We start from the raw sequence: 15,972 nt of genomic DNA, 5'->3' as shown, positions 1-15,972 counted from the left end.
CGGGATCACAGGAAATGCCCCTCCTAACCGGGTAAAAACGGCGGCCCTAAAAGGGTTTCCGCCTGAACGTAAAAAACCGCAGGCAATAATTGCCTGCGGTTTATAGTTAGTTAGTTTGTTTGAGATAAATGCTGCAGTACTAGCTTGTTTACCAATGAACCATCAGCTTTGCCTTTTACTTTAGGCATGACAGCTGCCATTACTTTTCCCATATCAGCCTTTGAAGAAGCACCAGTCTCTGAAATCGTCTGTTTTACAATTTCAGAAACTTCATCCCCAGAAAGCTGTTCAGGTAAATATACCTCAACGTAATCAATTTCGGTAAGCAGTTTGTCAGCCAGGTCCTGACGGCCGGCTTTTTCAAACTCTTGAAGGGAGTCTTTGCGTTGTTTAAGTTCGCGAGAAAGTACTGTCAATTCTTCCTCTTCTGTCAATTCTGATCTGTTATGCTTAATCGCTTCGTTTTGAATCGCAGCTTTAAGCATCCGAATAACAGAGAGTTTGTCTTTTTCTTTGTTCTTCATCGCTTGTTTCATATCATTATTTAAACGCTCGAGAAGACTCATGTTTCTACCCTCTCTTACCATTTACGTTTTCTAGCTGCTTCTGACTTTTTCTTGCGCTTTACGCTAGGCTTTTCATAGAATTCGCGCTTTCTAGCTTCTTGAAGTGTACCTGTCTTAGATACAGTACGTTTAAAGCGACGAAGAGCATCTTCAAGCGATTCGTTTTTACGAACGACGGTTTTAGACATCTCTTTCCCTCCCTCCGAACACAACACACTAACTCATAATGCATAAATACATCATGTACTTAACAAGTATAATATAATAGCATTTGCAGGTCAACTACTAAAGAAGATAATAGTGGCTCTGCAAAGCATTTTTTATCAAATTAATTTGGAGGCATGTCCGCCCCGCCCCTTCCATATAATTCGGCAAGGGGGTGTGCGTTAAATGAGAGAAATATTGGCCTTTTCCATCTTTCTGCTGATCTTCCTGTCCGGAATGTCCATTCTGCGGATCGGCCTGTTCAACGCTTCCGGCGAGAAGCTGAAGCGTTTCTTAGAACGGACAACAAAAACCCCTGTCAAAGGGTTCTTCATGGGAATCATCGTAACAGGCATCCTGCAAAGCAGTTCTGCCGTCATGGTCATGACAATCGGACTTGTATCCTCAGGGAGCCTTACCTTCTCCAAGACCATCGGCATCATACTCGGTACGAATGTCGGCTCAACCTTCACGACTGAATTCATGGCCATCCCACTCGAGAAGTGGGCCGTTCCAGGCGTCCTGCTCGGGGCTGCACTCTGGCTGTTCCCCCATATTATATGCAAAAGCATCGGGACCACCCTGATCGGCTTGAGCTTTGTAATAACAGCCATCAATGGATTTAAGAATCTGGCCGGTCCTGTTTCGTCCCTCGATTCTGTCCAAAAGCTTCTGACAGGGATGGAAGATAATCTGTTCCTCGCTCTCTGCACCGGAATGGTCATCACTGCTATCATTCACTCAAGCTCGGCCATGACTGGGATCGCCATGGGCTTTTTGGCTGCCGGGCAGATGGATGTTCAGGCCGGAATCGCAATTATGCTGGGATCAAACATCGGAACGTGCATCACGGCTTATATGGCTGCCTTTGGGGCAGGAAAAGAAGCCCGCTTTACTTCCTATGCCCATATCTGGCTTAATTTGATTGGGGCAGCGTTATTTTACCCTTTCATTCCTCCCCTTGAAAAGCTTGTCTCTGCCTTGACAGAGGAAAAGGATCTCATGCTTGCCCATGCCAGTGTCATCTTCAACGTGGCTGTCTCATTGGCTGCACTTCCGTTTACAGAAAAATTCACTGCACTGATCTTAAGGTTTCACAGCAAAAAATAAAAAGCTTATCCATCCGGCCGTAAGCCAGTGGATAAGCTTTCTTTTAATAATCCGATTCTGCATTCCAGCCGGACAGGATGGCCGGTCCGGCGCTGGCGCCGATCCGGTTAGCCCCGGCCTCCACCATCTTCAGGGCATCCTCTGTACTTCGGATACCCCCGGAAGCTTTTACCCCGATATCAGGTCCGACCGTCTTCCGCATGAGTTCAATATCCTCAATAACAGCTCCTCCGGTTGAAAATCCGGTGGACGTCTTGACGAAACTGGCACCTGCTTTAACGGCGAGTTCACATGCCCTTACCTTTTCTTCATGAGTCAAAAGGCTGGTCTCGATGATGACCTTGGTGAGCACCTGGGCTCCCGCAGCATCCACTACCGCCTTAATATCACGTAAAACCAAGTCATTATTTTTATCCTTAAGGGCGCCGATATTAATGACCATATCCACTTCCCCCGCGCCATTTTTAACGGCATCGGCCGTCTCAAAGCTTTTAGTTTCGGGTGTGGCGGCTCCCAGAGGAAATCCGATTACCGTGCATACCTTCACTTCGGAATCCTTGAGGATATCTGCACACAGCGCCACCCACGCAGGATTCACGCAGACAGAGAAAAATCCATATTCTCTGGCTTCCTCGCACAATTTCCTGATTTCCGCCTCTGTCACCTGCGGCTTCAAGGCTGTATGATCAATCAGCTTGGCAATATCATGTTTCATCGAACGGCCCCCCTTGATCGTTTAATAAGACTGGCTGACCGGACTTTAGCCCGGGTCAGGCTGAAATACAGGACTGGCTCCTGCTGATATAATCCGGTACCGCAGTTCCTGCTTTTGGACAGCCTTACTTCATTATACGATAGCTTTCTCAATCTCTTCCACTTCATCTGCTATGCGGAGAAATTGTCCTTCATTATAAGGGTAACCTGCCTGGGTTATTTTTACTCTGACCAATTTACCGATCATGTCTTCGTTCGCAGGGATTACGACCTTCAGATAATTATCGGTATAGCCCACATACAGACTGCTGTTTTCTTCCTCTTTGAATTTCTCTTCAGGTATGATTTCGAGAACTTCTCCTTCAAATTGGGAAGCATACTCTTTGGCAAGCTGGTCTGAAAGAGCAATCAACCGGTGGACACGTTCATTTTTCACTTCTTCATCGATCTGTCCATCCATCCGGGCAGCCGGCGTTCCTGTCCTTTTGGAATAAGGGAATACATGGAGCTCGGAGAACTTATGGGCTTCGATAAAATCATAGGTTTCCATAAATTCTTCTTCTGTCTCACCAGGAAAACCGACAATGACATCTGAAGTCAGAGCAAGGCCGGGCAGTGCTTCCCGGAGCCTGACAAGGCGTTCCGCGAATGCTTCCATGGTATATTTCCGGCGCATTCTCTTCAATACAGAGTTAGATCCGGATTGAAGAGGTACATGAAGATGCCTTACTACCTTTTTCGATTCTCTAAGAACTTCAATGACTTCATCTGAAATCTGGCTGGCCTCTATAGAGGAAATCCGGATTCTTTTCAATCCTTTAACTTTCTCAAGGTCCTTAAGGAGCATGGCAAGGTTATAGTCTTTTAAATCCTCGCCATAGCCTCCAGTATGAATGCCGGTAAGTACTATTTCCTTATAGCCGGCGTTCACCAGCTGCTCTGCCTGTCTGATGACTTCCTCGGGATCTCTTGATCTCATTAAGCCGCGCGCCCACGGGATGATGCAGAAGGTACAGAAATTATTGCAGCCTTCCTGTATCTTTAAGGATGCACGTGTCCGGTCTGTGAATGCCGGAACATCCAATTCTTCATATACCCTCGATTTCATGATGTTGCCTACACCATTAATCGGCTGGCGCTCTTCTTTGAATTGTTCAATATAATCAAGCATCTTAACTCTGTCTTGTGTTCCAACTACGATATCAACACCAGGAATGGCCATGATTTCAGCAGGGGAAGTCTGGGCATAACAGCCTGTTACGCAGATAACGGCATCCGGATTCTTCCTGATGGCTCTCCTGATCACCTGGCGGCTCTTTTTATCTCCTGTATTAGTAACGGTACAAGTATTGACCACATAGACATCTGCTGTCGATTCATATTCCACCCGGTCATAGCCGGCACCTTTAAATAACTGCCAGATGGCCTCGGTTTCATAGTGGTTAACCTTACACCCTAAGGTATGAAACGCTACTGTTGCCAAATGAATCACCTCATTAATTCTGTATGATAGGAAATGGCGGAAAGGGCATAAAGCGGGGCGGTTTCAGTCCTTAATATCCTCGGCCCCAGGCCGCATGCCAAAAATCCGGCTTCCTTCAGCTTCATAATTTCTTCAGGCGTAAAGCCGCCCTCCGGCCCAAAAACCATAAAAATGGATTCATGATCATTCAGCCGGTTTAAAACCTGTGACAGTACGGAAGATTCTCCCTGCTTAGCTTCTTCTTCATAAGCAATGAGCTTGTGCAAATAGGTTTCAGACACCTTCAATAATTCACTGAACCTGATTGGGCTGTGAACCTCAGGCATTACTGCCCTGTGGGATTGTTCTGCCGCTTCTTTAGCTATCTTTTGAAGCCTTTCCTGCTTCTTAGCCGCTTTTTTGTCATCCCACTTGACAACGGAGCGGGCTGCAACAAAAGGGACAAATTCAGCTGCTCCAAGCTCGGTCCCTTTTTGCACGATATAATCCAATTTATCCCCTTTGGGCAGGCCGCTGGCAATTGCCACTTTTACAGGCATTTCCTTGCTTTCATCCTTCCATTCTATAATGGAGCCTGCAATGCTTTCATTAGCAATTTCTGTAATTTCCACAAGGGCCGTTTTATCCCTGCCGGCCACACATAAAATTTTATCGCCAGGCTTTCCACGGAGTACATTCGCCAGATGATGAAAATCATCGCCTGTTATGGATACACTTCCGTCCTTTATATTTTCCTCAGATATAAAGTAACGCTGCATTTGCAACCCTTCTTTCGCAATTAATGCGTATGCCGAATCTCAATAAAAAGAAAGCAGAGGAAGGTCCTCCACTTCCCCTTATTTATTTCTTTGAAATGATGGCAACCCAATCATCCATTTGTATTGTTTCTTCTATTTTAAAACCGCATGAAAGGAGTTCTTCCTTCACTTCGTCCTTCTTCTGCCTGATAATGCCTGAAGCTATAAAATAACCGCCTGGCTTTACTACCTCAATAACATCCCTGGCAAAGCGGATGATTACCTCAGCCAATATATTGGCCACCACCACATCGGCCTGTTCTGAAATGCCATCCACCAGATTATTCTGCGAGACATTCACGACATGCTGGACTTTGTTCAGCTTCACATTCAGCTTTGCAGCCTGCACAGCTACGTCATCGAGATCCAATGCCTCGACACGGCGTGCCCCAAGCAGAGCGGCAGCAATACTCAGGACACCTGATCCCGTCCCAACATCGACAACCATATCATCTCTTTGAACTGTTCTCTCTAGAGACTGGATACACATCACTGTAGTCGGGTGGGTACCTGTCCCAAATGCCATCCCCGGATCGAGTTCAATGATCAGCTCATCTGTATTCACAGGTGAATAATCTTCCCATGTAGGCACAATGGTAAATCGGTCTGATATTTTCACCGGATTATAATATTTCTTCCAGGCCGTTGCCCACTCTTCTTCATTTACTTCGCTGATGGTAATCTGGTTCCTGCCCAGGTCAATATCATAAAGCAGGAGGCTGTTGATGGCTTCCTTGATTTCCTCAACTGCCTCGCCAAGAAAGCTGTTTACAGGGAGATAGGCTTTTACGATGACACCTTCTTCAGGATAATCATTTTTATTGAGCTGGTAGATTTCACCGAATCTGTCTTCTCGCTCTTTATATAACTCGGAAGGATCTTCTATAACGACGCCGCTCGCACCTGCTTCATGCAGGACGTTGGAGACAGGCTCCACTGCTTCGTTTGTTGTATGGATTGAGATTTCCGACCATTTCATTTTTCTACCAGCTCCTAAATAAATTAATCTCCCTTGATGGCCCGTTTCACTTTTGCGAAAAAGCCCTCTTCTTGCTCATCAGGCGTATTCTGCCCGCTTAATTCGGCAAATTCCCTAAGCAGCTGCTTTTGCCTGTCTGTCAGTTTGGTAGGGGTCACAACGCGTATCGTGATATGCTGGTCACCCTGCCCATAACCCCTGACATTTGGCACACCCTTGCCTTTTAATCGGAATGTCTTTCCGTTTTGTGTTCCTGCCGGTATCTTCAAGCTGACTTTACCATGCAGGGTTGGCACAAGTATTTCATCCCCCAGTGCTGCCTGGACCACAGTGACCGGCATCTCACACAGGATATCGTCTCCCCTGCGTTTAAAGAACTCATGGGTCCTGACCTGGAACACTACATATAGATCTCCTGGAGGTCCTCCATTCACACCCGGTTCCCCCTGGCCGGAAACACGGAGCTGCTGCCCGTCATCTATACCCGCAGGGATGTTGACATGAATTTTCTTGCGCTTGGTGACTGTTCCCGCACCGCCGCAGGTGGAGCATTTGTGAGGGATAATCTTTCCGGTTCCCTGACAATGGTTACACACACGCCGATTGACAATTTTGCCGAATGGCGTATTCTGCTCTACATTCAGCTGGCCAGATCCATGACAGTGCGAACAGGTCTCTGGCTTAGTTCCCGGTTTGGCCCCAGTCCCGAAGCATGTTTCACACTCCTCGTCCCGCGGAATTTCGATGTCTGTCTCCTTGCCGAAAACTGCCTCTTCAAATTGAAGGGTCATGGTATACTGCAGATCGCTTCCCTGGCGCGGCGCGTTAGGATCCCTTCTGCGGCCTCCGCCGCCAAAAAAGGTACTGAATATATCTTCAAAACCGCCAAAGCCGCCAAAGTCAGCACCGCCGAACCCGCCGCCCATGTTAGGGTCGGTGTGTCCGAACTGATCGTAATGCGCCTTTTTCTGGTCATCGCTTAATACTTCATAAGCTTCCTTGATTTCCTTAAACTTATCAGCAGCATCCGCTTCCTTATTAATATCAGGATGAAACTGTTTGGAAAGCTTGCGATAGGCTTTTTTTACTTCATCCTTGGAAGCACCCTTGCCCACTCCCAGGACTTCATAATAATCTCGTTTGCTCATTTATTTACTCACTCCAGATTCTTCACATAAAGATAATTTTATCATTCGGACTAACAGCAATGCAATAAGGAATAATGACAGCCTCTGCATATTTAACGTAAGGAATGGAATCACTAACGCCGTCCGGCTTGGCCTCGCTGCCTGACGGGGAAAAACGCCCGGCACCGGCTCAGGCTTTTCTTGATGTCCAGCCTTCTCCTGAGACCTTCGAGTCATAAGCCGTCCGCTCTGTGGAAAGGAAACCCTCTTTCCACCGCCCGGCCGTCTTATGCTTGTCAGGTCTCTGCCGGGAAAAACGCCCGGCACCGGCTCAGGCTTTTCTTGATGTCCAGCCTTCTCCTGAGACCTTTGAGTCATAAGCCGTCCGCTCTGTGGAAAGGAAACCCTCTTTCCACCGCCCGGCCGTCTTATGCTTGTCAGGTCTCTGCCGGGAAAAACGCCCGGCACCGGCTCAGGCTTTTCTATTAAAAAAAGCCAAAGTCAAGATATCCTGACTTTGACTTTTTTTCTCGATTGAACTATTACTTGTCGTCTTTAACTTCTGTGTATTCAGCATCGACGATGTTGTCGTCGTCATTTGAGCCGCCGCCTGCACCTGGCTGGCCTTCAGCCTGCTGTGCTTTAGCTGCTTCTTCATATAGCTTCACAGTAAGGTTTTGAACGATTTCCTGCAATGCATCCTTTTTCTCGCGGATTTCAGTCAGGTCATTCTTCTCAATGGCTGCTTTAAGTGCTTCTTTCGCTTCCTCTGCCTTTGCAGTTTCCGCTTCGTCCACTTTTCCTTCCAGATCTTTCATTGTTTTTTCAGTCTGGAATACGAGCTGGTCTGCTTCATTGCGAAGCTCTACTTCTTCTTTGCGCTGCTTGTCGGCATCTGCGTTTTCTTCTGCTTCGCGGACCATGCGCTGAATTTCATCTTCTGAAAGTCCTGAAGAAGATTTGATGGTGATGGTCTGTTCTTTGTTCGTACCAAGATCTTTGGCTCGTACGCTTACGATACCATTTTTATCGATATCAAAGGATACTTCGATCTGTGGCACTCCGCGCGGTGCCGGCGGAATGTCGCTCAATTGGAAACGGCCAAGCGTCTTGTTGTCGGAAGCCATTGGGCGTTCACCCTGAAGCACATGGATATCAACGGCTGTCTGGCTGTCAGCGGCAGTTGAGAACACCTGTGATTTGCTTGTAGGGATCGTTGTATTTCTGTCGATCAGTCTAGTGAAAACTCCACCCATTGTTTCAATTCCGAGTGATAGCGGCGTTACATCCAGAAGGACAACATCCTTAACATCTCCTGTAAGTACTCCGCCCTGGATAGCAGCACCCATCGCTACTACTTCATCCGGATTTACACCTTTGCTCGGCTCTTTTCCAACAGCCTTGCGGATTGCTTCCTGGACAGCAGGGATACGGGTTGAACCACCTACAAGGATCACTTTATCTATTTCAGCAGGAGTCAAGCCGGCATCTTTCATAGCCTGGCGTGTAGGACCCATTGTACGCTCTACAAGGCTTGAAGAGATTTCATCGAACTTGGCGCGCGAAAGGGTAACCTCAAGGTGAAGAGGGCCTGCGTCGCCAGCCGTGATGAATGGCAGGGAAATCTGTGTGGAAGTCACACCGGATAGGTCTTTCTTAGCCTTTTCAGCAGCATCTTTCAAGCGCTGAAGGGCCATTTTATCCTTGGAAAGATCAATTCCATTTTCTTTTCTGAACTGCTCTACTAAGTAATCGATGATTACCTGATCAAAGTCATCTCCGCCAAGCTTATTATCACCGGCAGTTGCTTTAACTTCAAACACGCCGTCCCCAAGTTCAAGGATGGACACATCAAAAGTACCGCCGCCCAGGTCAAATACAAGGATGGTCTGGTCCTCGTCCATTTTATCAAGGCCGTATGCAAGAGCTGCAGCAGTCGGCTCATTGATGATACGTTCCACTTCAAGGCCCGCAATCTGTCCGGCATCTTTAGTAGCCTGTCTTTCGGCATCATTGAAGTAAGCTGGAACAGTGATAACCGCTTTTGTCACTTTCTCGCCAAGGTACTCTTCCGCATAGCCCTTCAGGTATTGAAGGATGATAGCAGAAACTTCCTGCGGAGAATATTCCTTGCCTTCAATCGTTTCCTTATGGGAAGTACCCATGTGGCGCTTGATTGAAATGATGGTATTCGGGTTAGTGATAGACTGGCGCTTAGCTACTTCCCCAACCTGGCGCTCCCCATTCTTGAATGCTACGACAGATGGAGTGGTACGGTTGCCTTCCGGATTTGGTATTACCTTTGGTTCTCCGCCTTCTAACACGGAAACACATGAGTTCGTGGTTCCTAAGTCAATTCCGATAATTTTGCTCATGTTTGATGGCCTCCCTGAATTTTTATGTAACCATTTACTGGTTTACTTTTACCATTGAAGGGCGAATGACACGGTCTTTCAACATATACCCTTTTTGGAATTCATCTACAACAATATTGGATTCGAATTCTGCATCTTCCACCTGCATGACCGCCTGGTGGATATGCGGGTCAAACGGCTTTCCTGCGGCTTCGATCGGCTCAACGCCTTCTTTCTTAAGAGCGTCAACGATGCCATTGTATATCATCTGCATGCCCTGGAGGAGCGTTTTTGTCTGCTCGCTCTCCGCTTCAATGCTCATTGCACGCTCAAGATTGTCCAGTGCCGGAAGCAGATCAGTGACCAGGCTTTGGGCCCTGTACTTGCTGGCTGCTTCCTGGTCAAGCCTTGCACGCCGTCTGGAATTGTCAAAATCAGCCTGCAGGCGCAGATAACGGTTATCCAGTTCTTCTATTTTAGCTTCCAGCTCTGCTATTTGCTTATCGGCAGCACCTGTGCCTCTGCCGGTTTCACCAGCTTCTTCCGGTGCAGCCGCCTCGTCAAATATCACTTCAGCCTGTTCTGCTGTTTCATTGGAAGCGTCAGTTTCGGATGGATTTGCATTTTTTCGTTCTTCTGTCATGAATTTCACCTCCCTAAAAGTGTAACATATGCTGCGGTTTATACAATCAAAGAGGCATCCGCGCACTGCCTCTTATGCTTGCGGCAGCGGGCGTCCCTCATAAGCCGCGGTCAATTGTTCTGATACAGCCTGGTCAGCAATGACGATAAATCATGCGAAAATAGATCAAGCAGGCTGATCACTCTTGCATATTCCATTCTGGTTGGCCCGAGGATGGCGATGGTACCGACCTTTTCGTGGCCAATCGAGTAAGATGCCGTGATCAAGCTGCAATTTTCCATGGCGCTGACCTCATTTTCCCTCCCGATCTTAACATGAATGCCGGCAGGTGATCTCCCTATGAGGTCATACATGCCCTTTTCATGGTCAATCATGGAAAGGAGTGCTCTTATTTTATTGATATCATGGAACTCCGGCTGCTGAAGCATATTGGTCTTTCCGCCAAAAAACAGCTTTTCATGTCCCGGCAGATCGAGCGACTGGACCATGAGCTGGATGACCTCGTCATAGCTCTTGATATGCCTGCTGAGCAGAACAGCAACTTCCCGGTATATTTTATCCTTAAGGTCGACAAGGGAAACCCCAATCAGCCGTTCATTGAGGATATTGACCATTTTTTCTATATCCATCACATCAAGGCCGGGCGGTATAGAAATCATTTTATTTTCCACATGCCCGGTATCCGTCACAATGATGGCGATAGCTGTTTCATTATTTAACGGGACAATCTGAAGGCGCCGGAGTTTGTTTTCCGAGACCCCCGGTCCCAGTACAATTGTAGTATAGCTGGTCAGGTCGGACAGGATCTTCGCTGACTTTTGGACAATCTTTTCAAGTTCGTAAATCTTCTCGGCAAAAACCGATTTCAACACCTGTATATCATTAAATTTAAGTTTATGCGGAGACAAAAGATGGTCTACATAATACCTGTATCCTTTTTCGGAAGGCACTCTTCCAGAAGACGTGTGAGTCTTTTCAAGAAAACCCAGCTCCTCAAGGTCCGCCATTTCATTGCGGATAGTCGCTGAGCTCAAAGTGATTTCTTCTTTCTTGGATAAACTTCGGGAACCTACTGGCTGTGCGGAGCGGATAAAATCATCTATGATAACTTGCAGGATTAACAATTGGCGTTCTGTTAACATTCATGATCACCCCTGTTAGCACTCTATCTTATCGAGTGCTAATTCTACATAATAAATTATCAAAACAACTAATTCATGTCAACGTTTTAGGTTCCCCTACTTAAGAAAAGATTGAAAAACTTCATTGCCCAGGAATTTCCCCTGCTGAGTGAGCCGGACCCAGCCATTTTCAGAAACAAGCCTGCCCAGTTTCTTTTCCCTTTCGATCTCTTCTCCAAAGACATCCATCATTGGCTTTTTGAACTTTTCATAAAACCCTTCAATCGATACTCCCTGGTTTTTACGCAGTCCCAAAAACATCTCTTCTTCCATCTGTTCTCTGACGGTGACTGGATTTTCTTCAATGACAGGCAGTCTGTTTTCCTGAAGGGGAGCAAAGTATTTTTTCAAAGGACCAAAATTTGCTCTCCTGGTTTTGGATAGATAACTGTGCGCGCCAGCACCAAAGCCATAATAAGCCTCATTATTCCAGTATGTCAGATTATGCCTGCTTTCATAGCCGGGCTTTGCAAAATTGCTGATTTCATACTGCCTGTACCCATGCTTATCCATTTCCTCCATCAGGAGTTCGAACATGGCTGCCTCCGATTCCTGCGGCGGGAGGGATAGTCTGCCCTTTTGCATCAGGTTATAGAAGACAGTTTTAGGCTCAATGATCAGGGAATACCCGGAGAAATGAGGCAGGTCAAGAGTCATGGCCGTCCTTAAAGTTTCCTGGAAATCCTCAAGCGTCTGTCCCGGCAGGGCGTAAATCAAGTCGATGCTGATGTTTTCAAAGCCGGCGGTCCTGGCTTTTTCAATCGTTGAAAACACATCCTTGGCACAGTGGGTTCTTCCTATTTTCTTCAGCAATTCGTCATTGAAGCTCTGAACTCCGAAGCTCAGCCTGTTCACTCCATTTTCCTTTAATACTGCAAGCTTTTCTTCTGATAAATCGCCGGGATTTGCTTCGAAGGTGTATTCTACGTCAGCCGGGTCAAAGGGAAGAGTACTGCTGACAGCACCGCACAGCCCGGCAAGCTGTCCGGCATTCAGGGAAGTAGGGGTGCCGCCGCCAACGAAAATGGTGTTGAGTCTATCTGTAGGGAATTCCCTCAGTGTCAGCTCCATCTCCTTTTTTAGCAAACTCAAATATTCGCCAACCGGCTGATTTTTCAGAAACACCTTATTAAAATCACAGTAATGGCAGATATGTTCGCAAAAAGGGATGTGTATATAAGCGGAAGATATCATGTGTCTTTCACATCCTGTTTTATTTATAGTAAAAAAGAGGCTAGCTGGACTCGGCCCACTAACCTCTTGCTGTTTATTTCTTTGTGCCGCTGTCATCCATTTTCAGCACGGCCATGAATGCCTCCTGCGGAACCTCGACAGAACCAACGGATTTCATCCGCTTTTTACCTTCTTTCTGTTTCTCAAGAAGTTTTCGTTTACGGGAAATGTCCCCGCCGTAGCATTTAGCCAATACATTTTTCCGCATTGCGCTAATGGTGGACCGGGCAACGATTTTCTGTCCGATGGCAGCCTGGATCGGTACCTCAAACTGCTGTCTCGGAATCAATGTCTTCAATTTATCGACGATCACTTTGCCGCGTTCGTAGGCGAAGTCCCTGTGAACGATAAAACTGAGTGCGTCCACATTTTCCCCGTTCAGGAGAATATCCATTTTGACAAGCCTTGATTCCTTATAGCCGATCAGCTCATAGTCGAAGGATGCATATCCTTTTGTGCTTGACTTCAGCTGATCGAAGAAATCATAGACAATTTCTGACAATGGAATTTCATAGACGATGCTTACGCGGTTCTCATCAAGATATTCCATGTTCATGAAGTCGCCGCGCTTATTCTGGCAAAGCTCCATAATTGCGCCGACATAGTCCTTAGGGGCCATCATGCTTGCCTTGACATAAGGCTCTTCAACCCGCTGAATCTTCTGGGGATCAGGCATCGCTGATGGATTGTCGACATTCAGCTCGGCTCCGTCTGTCATGACTACATGATAGATTACGCTTGGTGCCGTGGTGATCAGGTCAATCTTGAATTCACGCTCAATACGCTCCTGGATGATTTCCATATGGAGAAGTCCAAGGAAACCACAGCGGAAACCGAAGCCCAGGGCCTGGGATGTTTCTGCCTCAAATTGCAGGGCAGAATCATTCAATTCCAGCTTTTCAAGCGCATCCCGAAGGTCATTGAATCTCGCCGAGTCGATTGGATAGAGGCCGCAATATACCATCGGATTCAGCTTCCTGTATCCAGGCAGCGGCTCTGCAGCACCATTTTTGGCGAATGTAATGGTATCCCCGACCCTTGTATCGCCTACATTCTTGATGGATGCAGCAAGATAGCCGACATCCCCGACTGTAAGCTCCTGCCGCGGGGTGGCTTTTGGTGTGGAAACACCTATTTCGTTCACTTCGAATTCCTTGCCAGTGGCCATCATCCTGATTTTGTCTCCAACTTTGACGGATCCTTCAACAATACGGATATACGTCACAACTCCGCGATAAGGATCATACATGGAATCGAAGATAAGAGCCTTAAGCGGTGCATCCGGATCCCCTTCAGGCGCCGGCACTTTTTCTACGATCTGTTCCAGGATTTCTTCAATCCCAATACCAGCCTTGGCAGACGCAAGGACTGCGTCAGAGGCATCAAGCCCAATGACATCCTCTATTTCACCGCGGACTCTCTCCGGATCAGCACTCGGCAGATCGATTTTATTGATGACAGGCACAATTTCCAGGTCATTATCAAGTGCCAGGTATACATTCGCAAGAGTCTGCGCTTCGATCCCCTGGGCCGCATCGACCACCAGGATGGCTCCCTCACAGGCTGCAAGGCTCCTTGATACCTCGTATGTGAAATCCACATGCCCCGGGGTATCAATCAGGTGGAAGGTATAAACCTCCCCATCCTTGGCTTTATACTCAAGCTGTACGGCATTAAGTTTAATGGTAATACCACGCTCACGTTCAAGGTCCATAGAATCCAGGAGCTGATCCTTCATCTCACGGGAAGTGAGGGCATTCGTCTTTTCAAGAATGCGGTCAGCAAGCGTAGATTTTCCATGGTCAATATGAGCAATGATAGAAAAGTTCCGAATCTTTGATTGTCTTTTTAGTTTCTCTTCTCTGTTCATCATTTCACTCCTGTTAACGGCAGAAATACACTATTTTTGATTATATCAGCCCTAATTGCAATAGTAAAGCAGGTGTGCGGGGAAGCGGAGAAAGTTCAGGCTGTACAAAAGGAAAAAGGCCCGCCCCGGAATAAGCGGAGCCGGCCTTCTATTTTTGATTTTTATGGCCTTCTAGTCGGAAGTGCCAAAGAGTGTATCAATGCCGCTTGATACTCCCTCTGAGATTTTTCTTCCAGTCTGTGAAAAGAAATTATAAGCCTTCATCTCTTCAAGCTTTTGTTTCTTTTCCGCAAGGTCACCGCCGGTAACGGTTTCACCTAAGATGGAAGCCTGCTTTCCGCTTTTGTTTTCATGTATGGAAAAAGCGCTGTCCAGGGAAGGGTCGTCATATCCCTTCATCTTTTTCATGGATTGATTGGCATGCTGCATGCCGAGCAGGACCCCGAAAAAAAGTACCAGTATAAGCATCAGCACCTTGAAAGAAAACCGGACCATAGTCTGCACCTCCCGGGGTTATTGCGCTTTCGGCTTTTGTGATTCTCCATTCACTTCTTTTGCATTCCAGAACACTTCGCTGAATGCATCCGCAAATGCATCCATGGAGGAATACAATTCATCGAATGTATTGTCCACCCCGCCCGCTTCCACAAGAAGGGCATTAGCCGAAAGATCTTGGTTATATTTCCCATTATTGCCATGACCTTGTTTTTGGAATACACCCCTGCTCAATCCTGGATATTTTTTTTGAAGAAGCTTGTGAATTTTCTCCGCCAGCTCATAATTTTTCAGATAATTCGCATTTTCTCCACCAACCACAAAAGCAAGCTTTGCATATGCCTTTCCATTAATGGACACAGTGGTCAGCTTTTTACGGCTGGCATCGCGGTGGATATCAATGAGGTAATCGATGTCCTTATTCGAGGCCATTGCCTCCTGCACAAGCGGTCTCGATTCCTCATATGCCTGCCAGAACTGCTTGTTCTTTTTATCAAGGATGCCCATTACGTCAGCGGTGGACACAGATGTGCCGATCCCAGTTTTCTCAAGAGATGTCTGCAGCTTCAGCGAAAGCCTTGTGACATTGACTTTGGAACTGTAGGCAAGATTAGGGTTGGTCACTCCATCGAGATAGGGCAGGTAAGATTCCCTTGTATGGGTGTTATAGATATGAACCACCTTTTTCCCGCCTGTCGTGAGTGCGGGCGCGGAGCTATCTTCCTTTACCGGCTCTTCCTTGATCTGCTCTACATTTTTTACAGGAGCTTCCTTGCCGCTTGTATTGGGAGGAGCAGATTCATAGGGCATATTCGTATAATTCGTGCCTTCACCCGCCAGAAGGATTTCATTGTCATACGCAAAGAATCCCGGCAGTTCACGTCCGAGCAGGCTTCTCGGATCATCGAATGATATGTTAGTGAACATCCTGAACACCGGCCCGGCAATGTCAGTTTCTATCCGTTCATCCTCCATGGCTTTAGCAAAATAGTGATTCTCCCTGCTCATCAGCAGGTATAGGAGCTCTCCCGGGAAATGGTTCGCTGCAGAATGGACAGATTCAGAGGACAGCCTGTATTCCGGTTTGATAGAGGTCAGCAATCCACTGATCGAAAAAAGAAAAACAAGAAGCATCAAGATAAAAAGGACTGATTTTATCACAGAGCCAAGCTGAATGACAGCTATGGTTCCTGCATAAATTTTCCGTTTCATGGCT

15 protein-coding genes are annotated in these 15,972 nt (G+C 46.9%); 1 reads left to right on the top strand and 14 read right to left on the bottom strand.

The genetic code is table 11. From position 1 onward, the window contains the following. Positions 1 to 110 precede the first annotated feature (110 nt). Both V1498_RS06325 and rpsU read right to left on the bottom strand, forming a co-directional pair. On the bottom strand, positions 111 to 566 hold the full coding sequence (locus V1498_RS06325; RefSeq protein ID WP_409297606.1) for a GatB/YqeY domain-containing protein: 456 nt from the start codon (positions 564 to 566) through the stop codon (positions 111 to 113). Between the two features lie 14 nt (positions 567 to 580). Then, positions 581 to 754, bottom strand: a complete 174-nt coding sequence (gene rpsU / locus V1498_RS06320) for a 30S ribosomal protein S21 (protein ID WP_026692851.1) — start codon at positions 752 to 754, stop codon at positions 581 to 583. Between the two features lie 202 nt (positions 755 to 956). Between rpsU and V1498_RS06315 the strand changes: the two genes are divergently transcribed. Then, complete coding sequence (locus V1498_RS06315; protein ID WP_409297604.1) at positions 957 to 1,880, top strand: Na/Pi symporter; 924 nt, start codon at positions 957 to 959, stop codon at positions 1,878 to 1,880. 43 nt (positions 1,881 to 1,923) lie between these two features. On the opposite strand, the gene deoC is transcribed toward V1498_RS06315, so the two are convergent. The 12 genes from deoC to spoIIP all read right to left on the bottom strand — a co-directional run bounded on the left by deoC (position 1,924) and on the right by spoIIP (position 15,968). Next, complete coding sequence (gene deoC, locus V1498_RS06310; protein WP_409297603.1) at positions 1,924 to 2,595, bottom strand: deoxyribose-phosphate aldolase; 672 nt, start codon at positions 2,593 to 2,595, stop codon at positions 1,924 to 1,926. A 132-nt stretch (positions 2,596 to 2,727) separates the two neighbouring features. Continuing rightward, positions 2,728 to 4,077 carry a tRNA (N(6)-L-threonylcarbamoyladenosine(37)-C(2))-methylthiotransferase MtaB gene (gene mtaB / locus V1498_RS06305; protein ID WP_409297601.1) on the bottom strand — a complete coding sequence of 450 codons (1,350 nt, stop codon included), beginning with the start codon at positions 4,075 to 4,077 and terminating at the stop codon, positions 2,728 to 2,730. 5 nt (positions 4,078 to 4,082) lie between these two features. Next, positions 4,083 to 4,835 carry a 16S rRNA (uracil(1498)-N(3))-methyltransferase gene (locus tag V1498_RS06300; protein WP_409297599.1) on the bottom strand — a complete coding sequence of 251 codons (753 nt, stop codon included), beginning with the start codon at positions 4,833 to 4,835 and terminating at the stop codon, positions 4,083 to 4,085. Between the two features lie 82 nt (positions 4,836 to 4,917). Then, the gene (gene prmA / locus V1498_RS06295; protein ID WP_409297598.1) at positions 4,918 to 5,853 is read right to left on the bottom strand and encodes a 50S ribosomal protein L11 methyltransferase; all 936 of its coding nucleotides are present in this window, start codon (positions 5,851 to 5,853) and stop codon (positions 4,918 to 4,920) included. Positions 5,854 to 5,876: 23 nt separating this feature from the next. Continuing rightward, the gene (gene dnaJ, locus V1498_RS06290) at positions 5,877 to 7,001 is read right to left on the bottom strand and encodes a molecular chaperone DnaJ (RefSeq protein ID WP_409297596.1); all 1,125 of its coding nucleotides are present in this window, start codon (positions 6,999 to 7,001) and stop codon (positions 5,877 to 5,879) included. A 521-nt stretch (positions 7,002 to 7,522) separates the two neighbouring features. Then, positions 7,523 to 9,355 carry a molecular chaperone DnaK gene (gene dnaK / locus V1498_RS06285; RefSeq protein ID WP_409297594.1) on the bottom strand — a complete coding sequence of 611 codons (1,833 nt, stop codon included), beginning with the start codon at positions 9,353 to 9,355 and terminating at the stop codon, positions 7,523 to 7,525. 34 nt (positions 9,356 to 9,389) lie between these two features. After that, on the bottom strand, positions 9,390 to 9,977 hold the full coding sequence (grpE, locus tag V1498_RS06280) for a nucleotide exchange factor GrpE (RefSeq protein WP_409297592.1): 588 nt from the start codon (positions 9,975 to 9,977) through the stop codon (positions 9,390 to 9,392). Positions 9,978 to 10,087: 110 nt separating this feature from the next. Then, positions 10,088 to 11,119: a heat-inducible transcriptional repressor HrcA gene (hrcA, locus tag V1498_RS06275; protein WP_409297590.1), complete on the bottom strand. Its 1,032-nt coding sequence runs from the start codon at positions 11,117 to 11,119 to the stop codon at positions 10,088 to 10,090. Positions 11,120 to 11,215: 96 nt separating this feature from the next. Continuing rightward, positions 11,216 to 12,352 (bottom strand): radical SAM family heme chaperone HemW, encoded by a 1,137-nt coding sequence (hemW, locus tag V1498_RS06270; RefSeq protein WP_409297588.1) that lies wholly within the window; start codon positions 12,350 to 12,352, stop codon positions 11,216 to 11,218. Positions 12,353 to 12,425: 73 nt separating this feature from the next. Continuing rightward, positions 12,426 to 14,261: a translation elongation factor 4 gene (gene lepA, locus V1498_RS06265; RefSeq protein WP_409297587.1), complete on the bottom strand. Its 1,836-nt coding sequence runs from the start codon at positions 14,259 to 14,261 to the stop codon at positions 12,426 to 12,428. Between the two features lie 171 nt (positions 14,262 to 14,432). Next, on the bottom strand, positions 14,433 to 14,756 hold the full coding sequence (locus tag V1498_RS06260; protein ID WP_409297586.1) for a YqxA family protein: 324 nt from the start codon (positions 14,754 to 14,756) through the stop codon (positions 14,433 to 14,435). An 18-nt stretch (positions 14,757 to 14,774) separates the two neighbouring features. Then, on the bottom strand, positions 14,775 to 15,968 hold the full coding sequence (gene spoIIP, locus V1498_RS06255; protein WP_409297584.1) for a stage II sporulation protein P: 1,194 nt from the start codon (positions 15,966 to 15,968) through the stop codon (positions 14,775 to 14,777). Positions 15,969 to 15,972: the final 4 nt, after the last annotated feature.

It is taken from the genome of Paraperibacillus marinus, from assembly GCF_046237605.1.
GTDB lineage: Bacteria > Bacillota > Bacilli > Bacillales > DSM-1321 > Paraperibacillus > Paraperibacillus marinus.
This window is presented reverse-complemented; position numbering and strand designations above follow the sequence as displayed.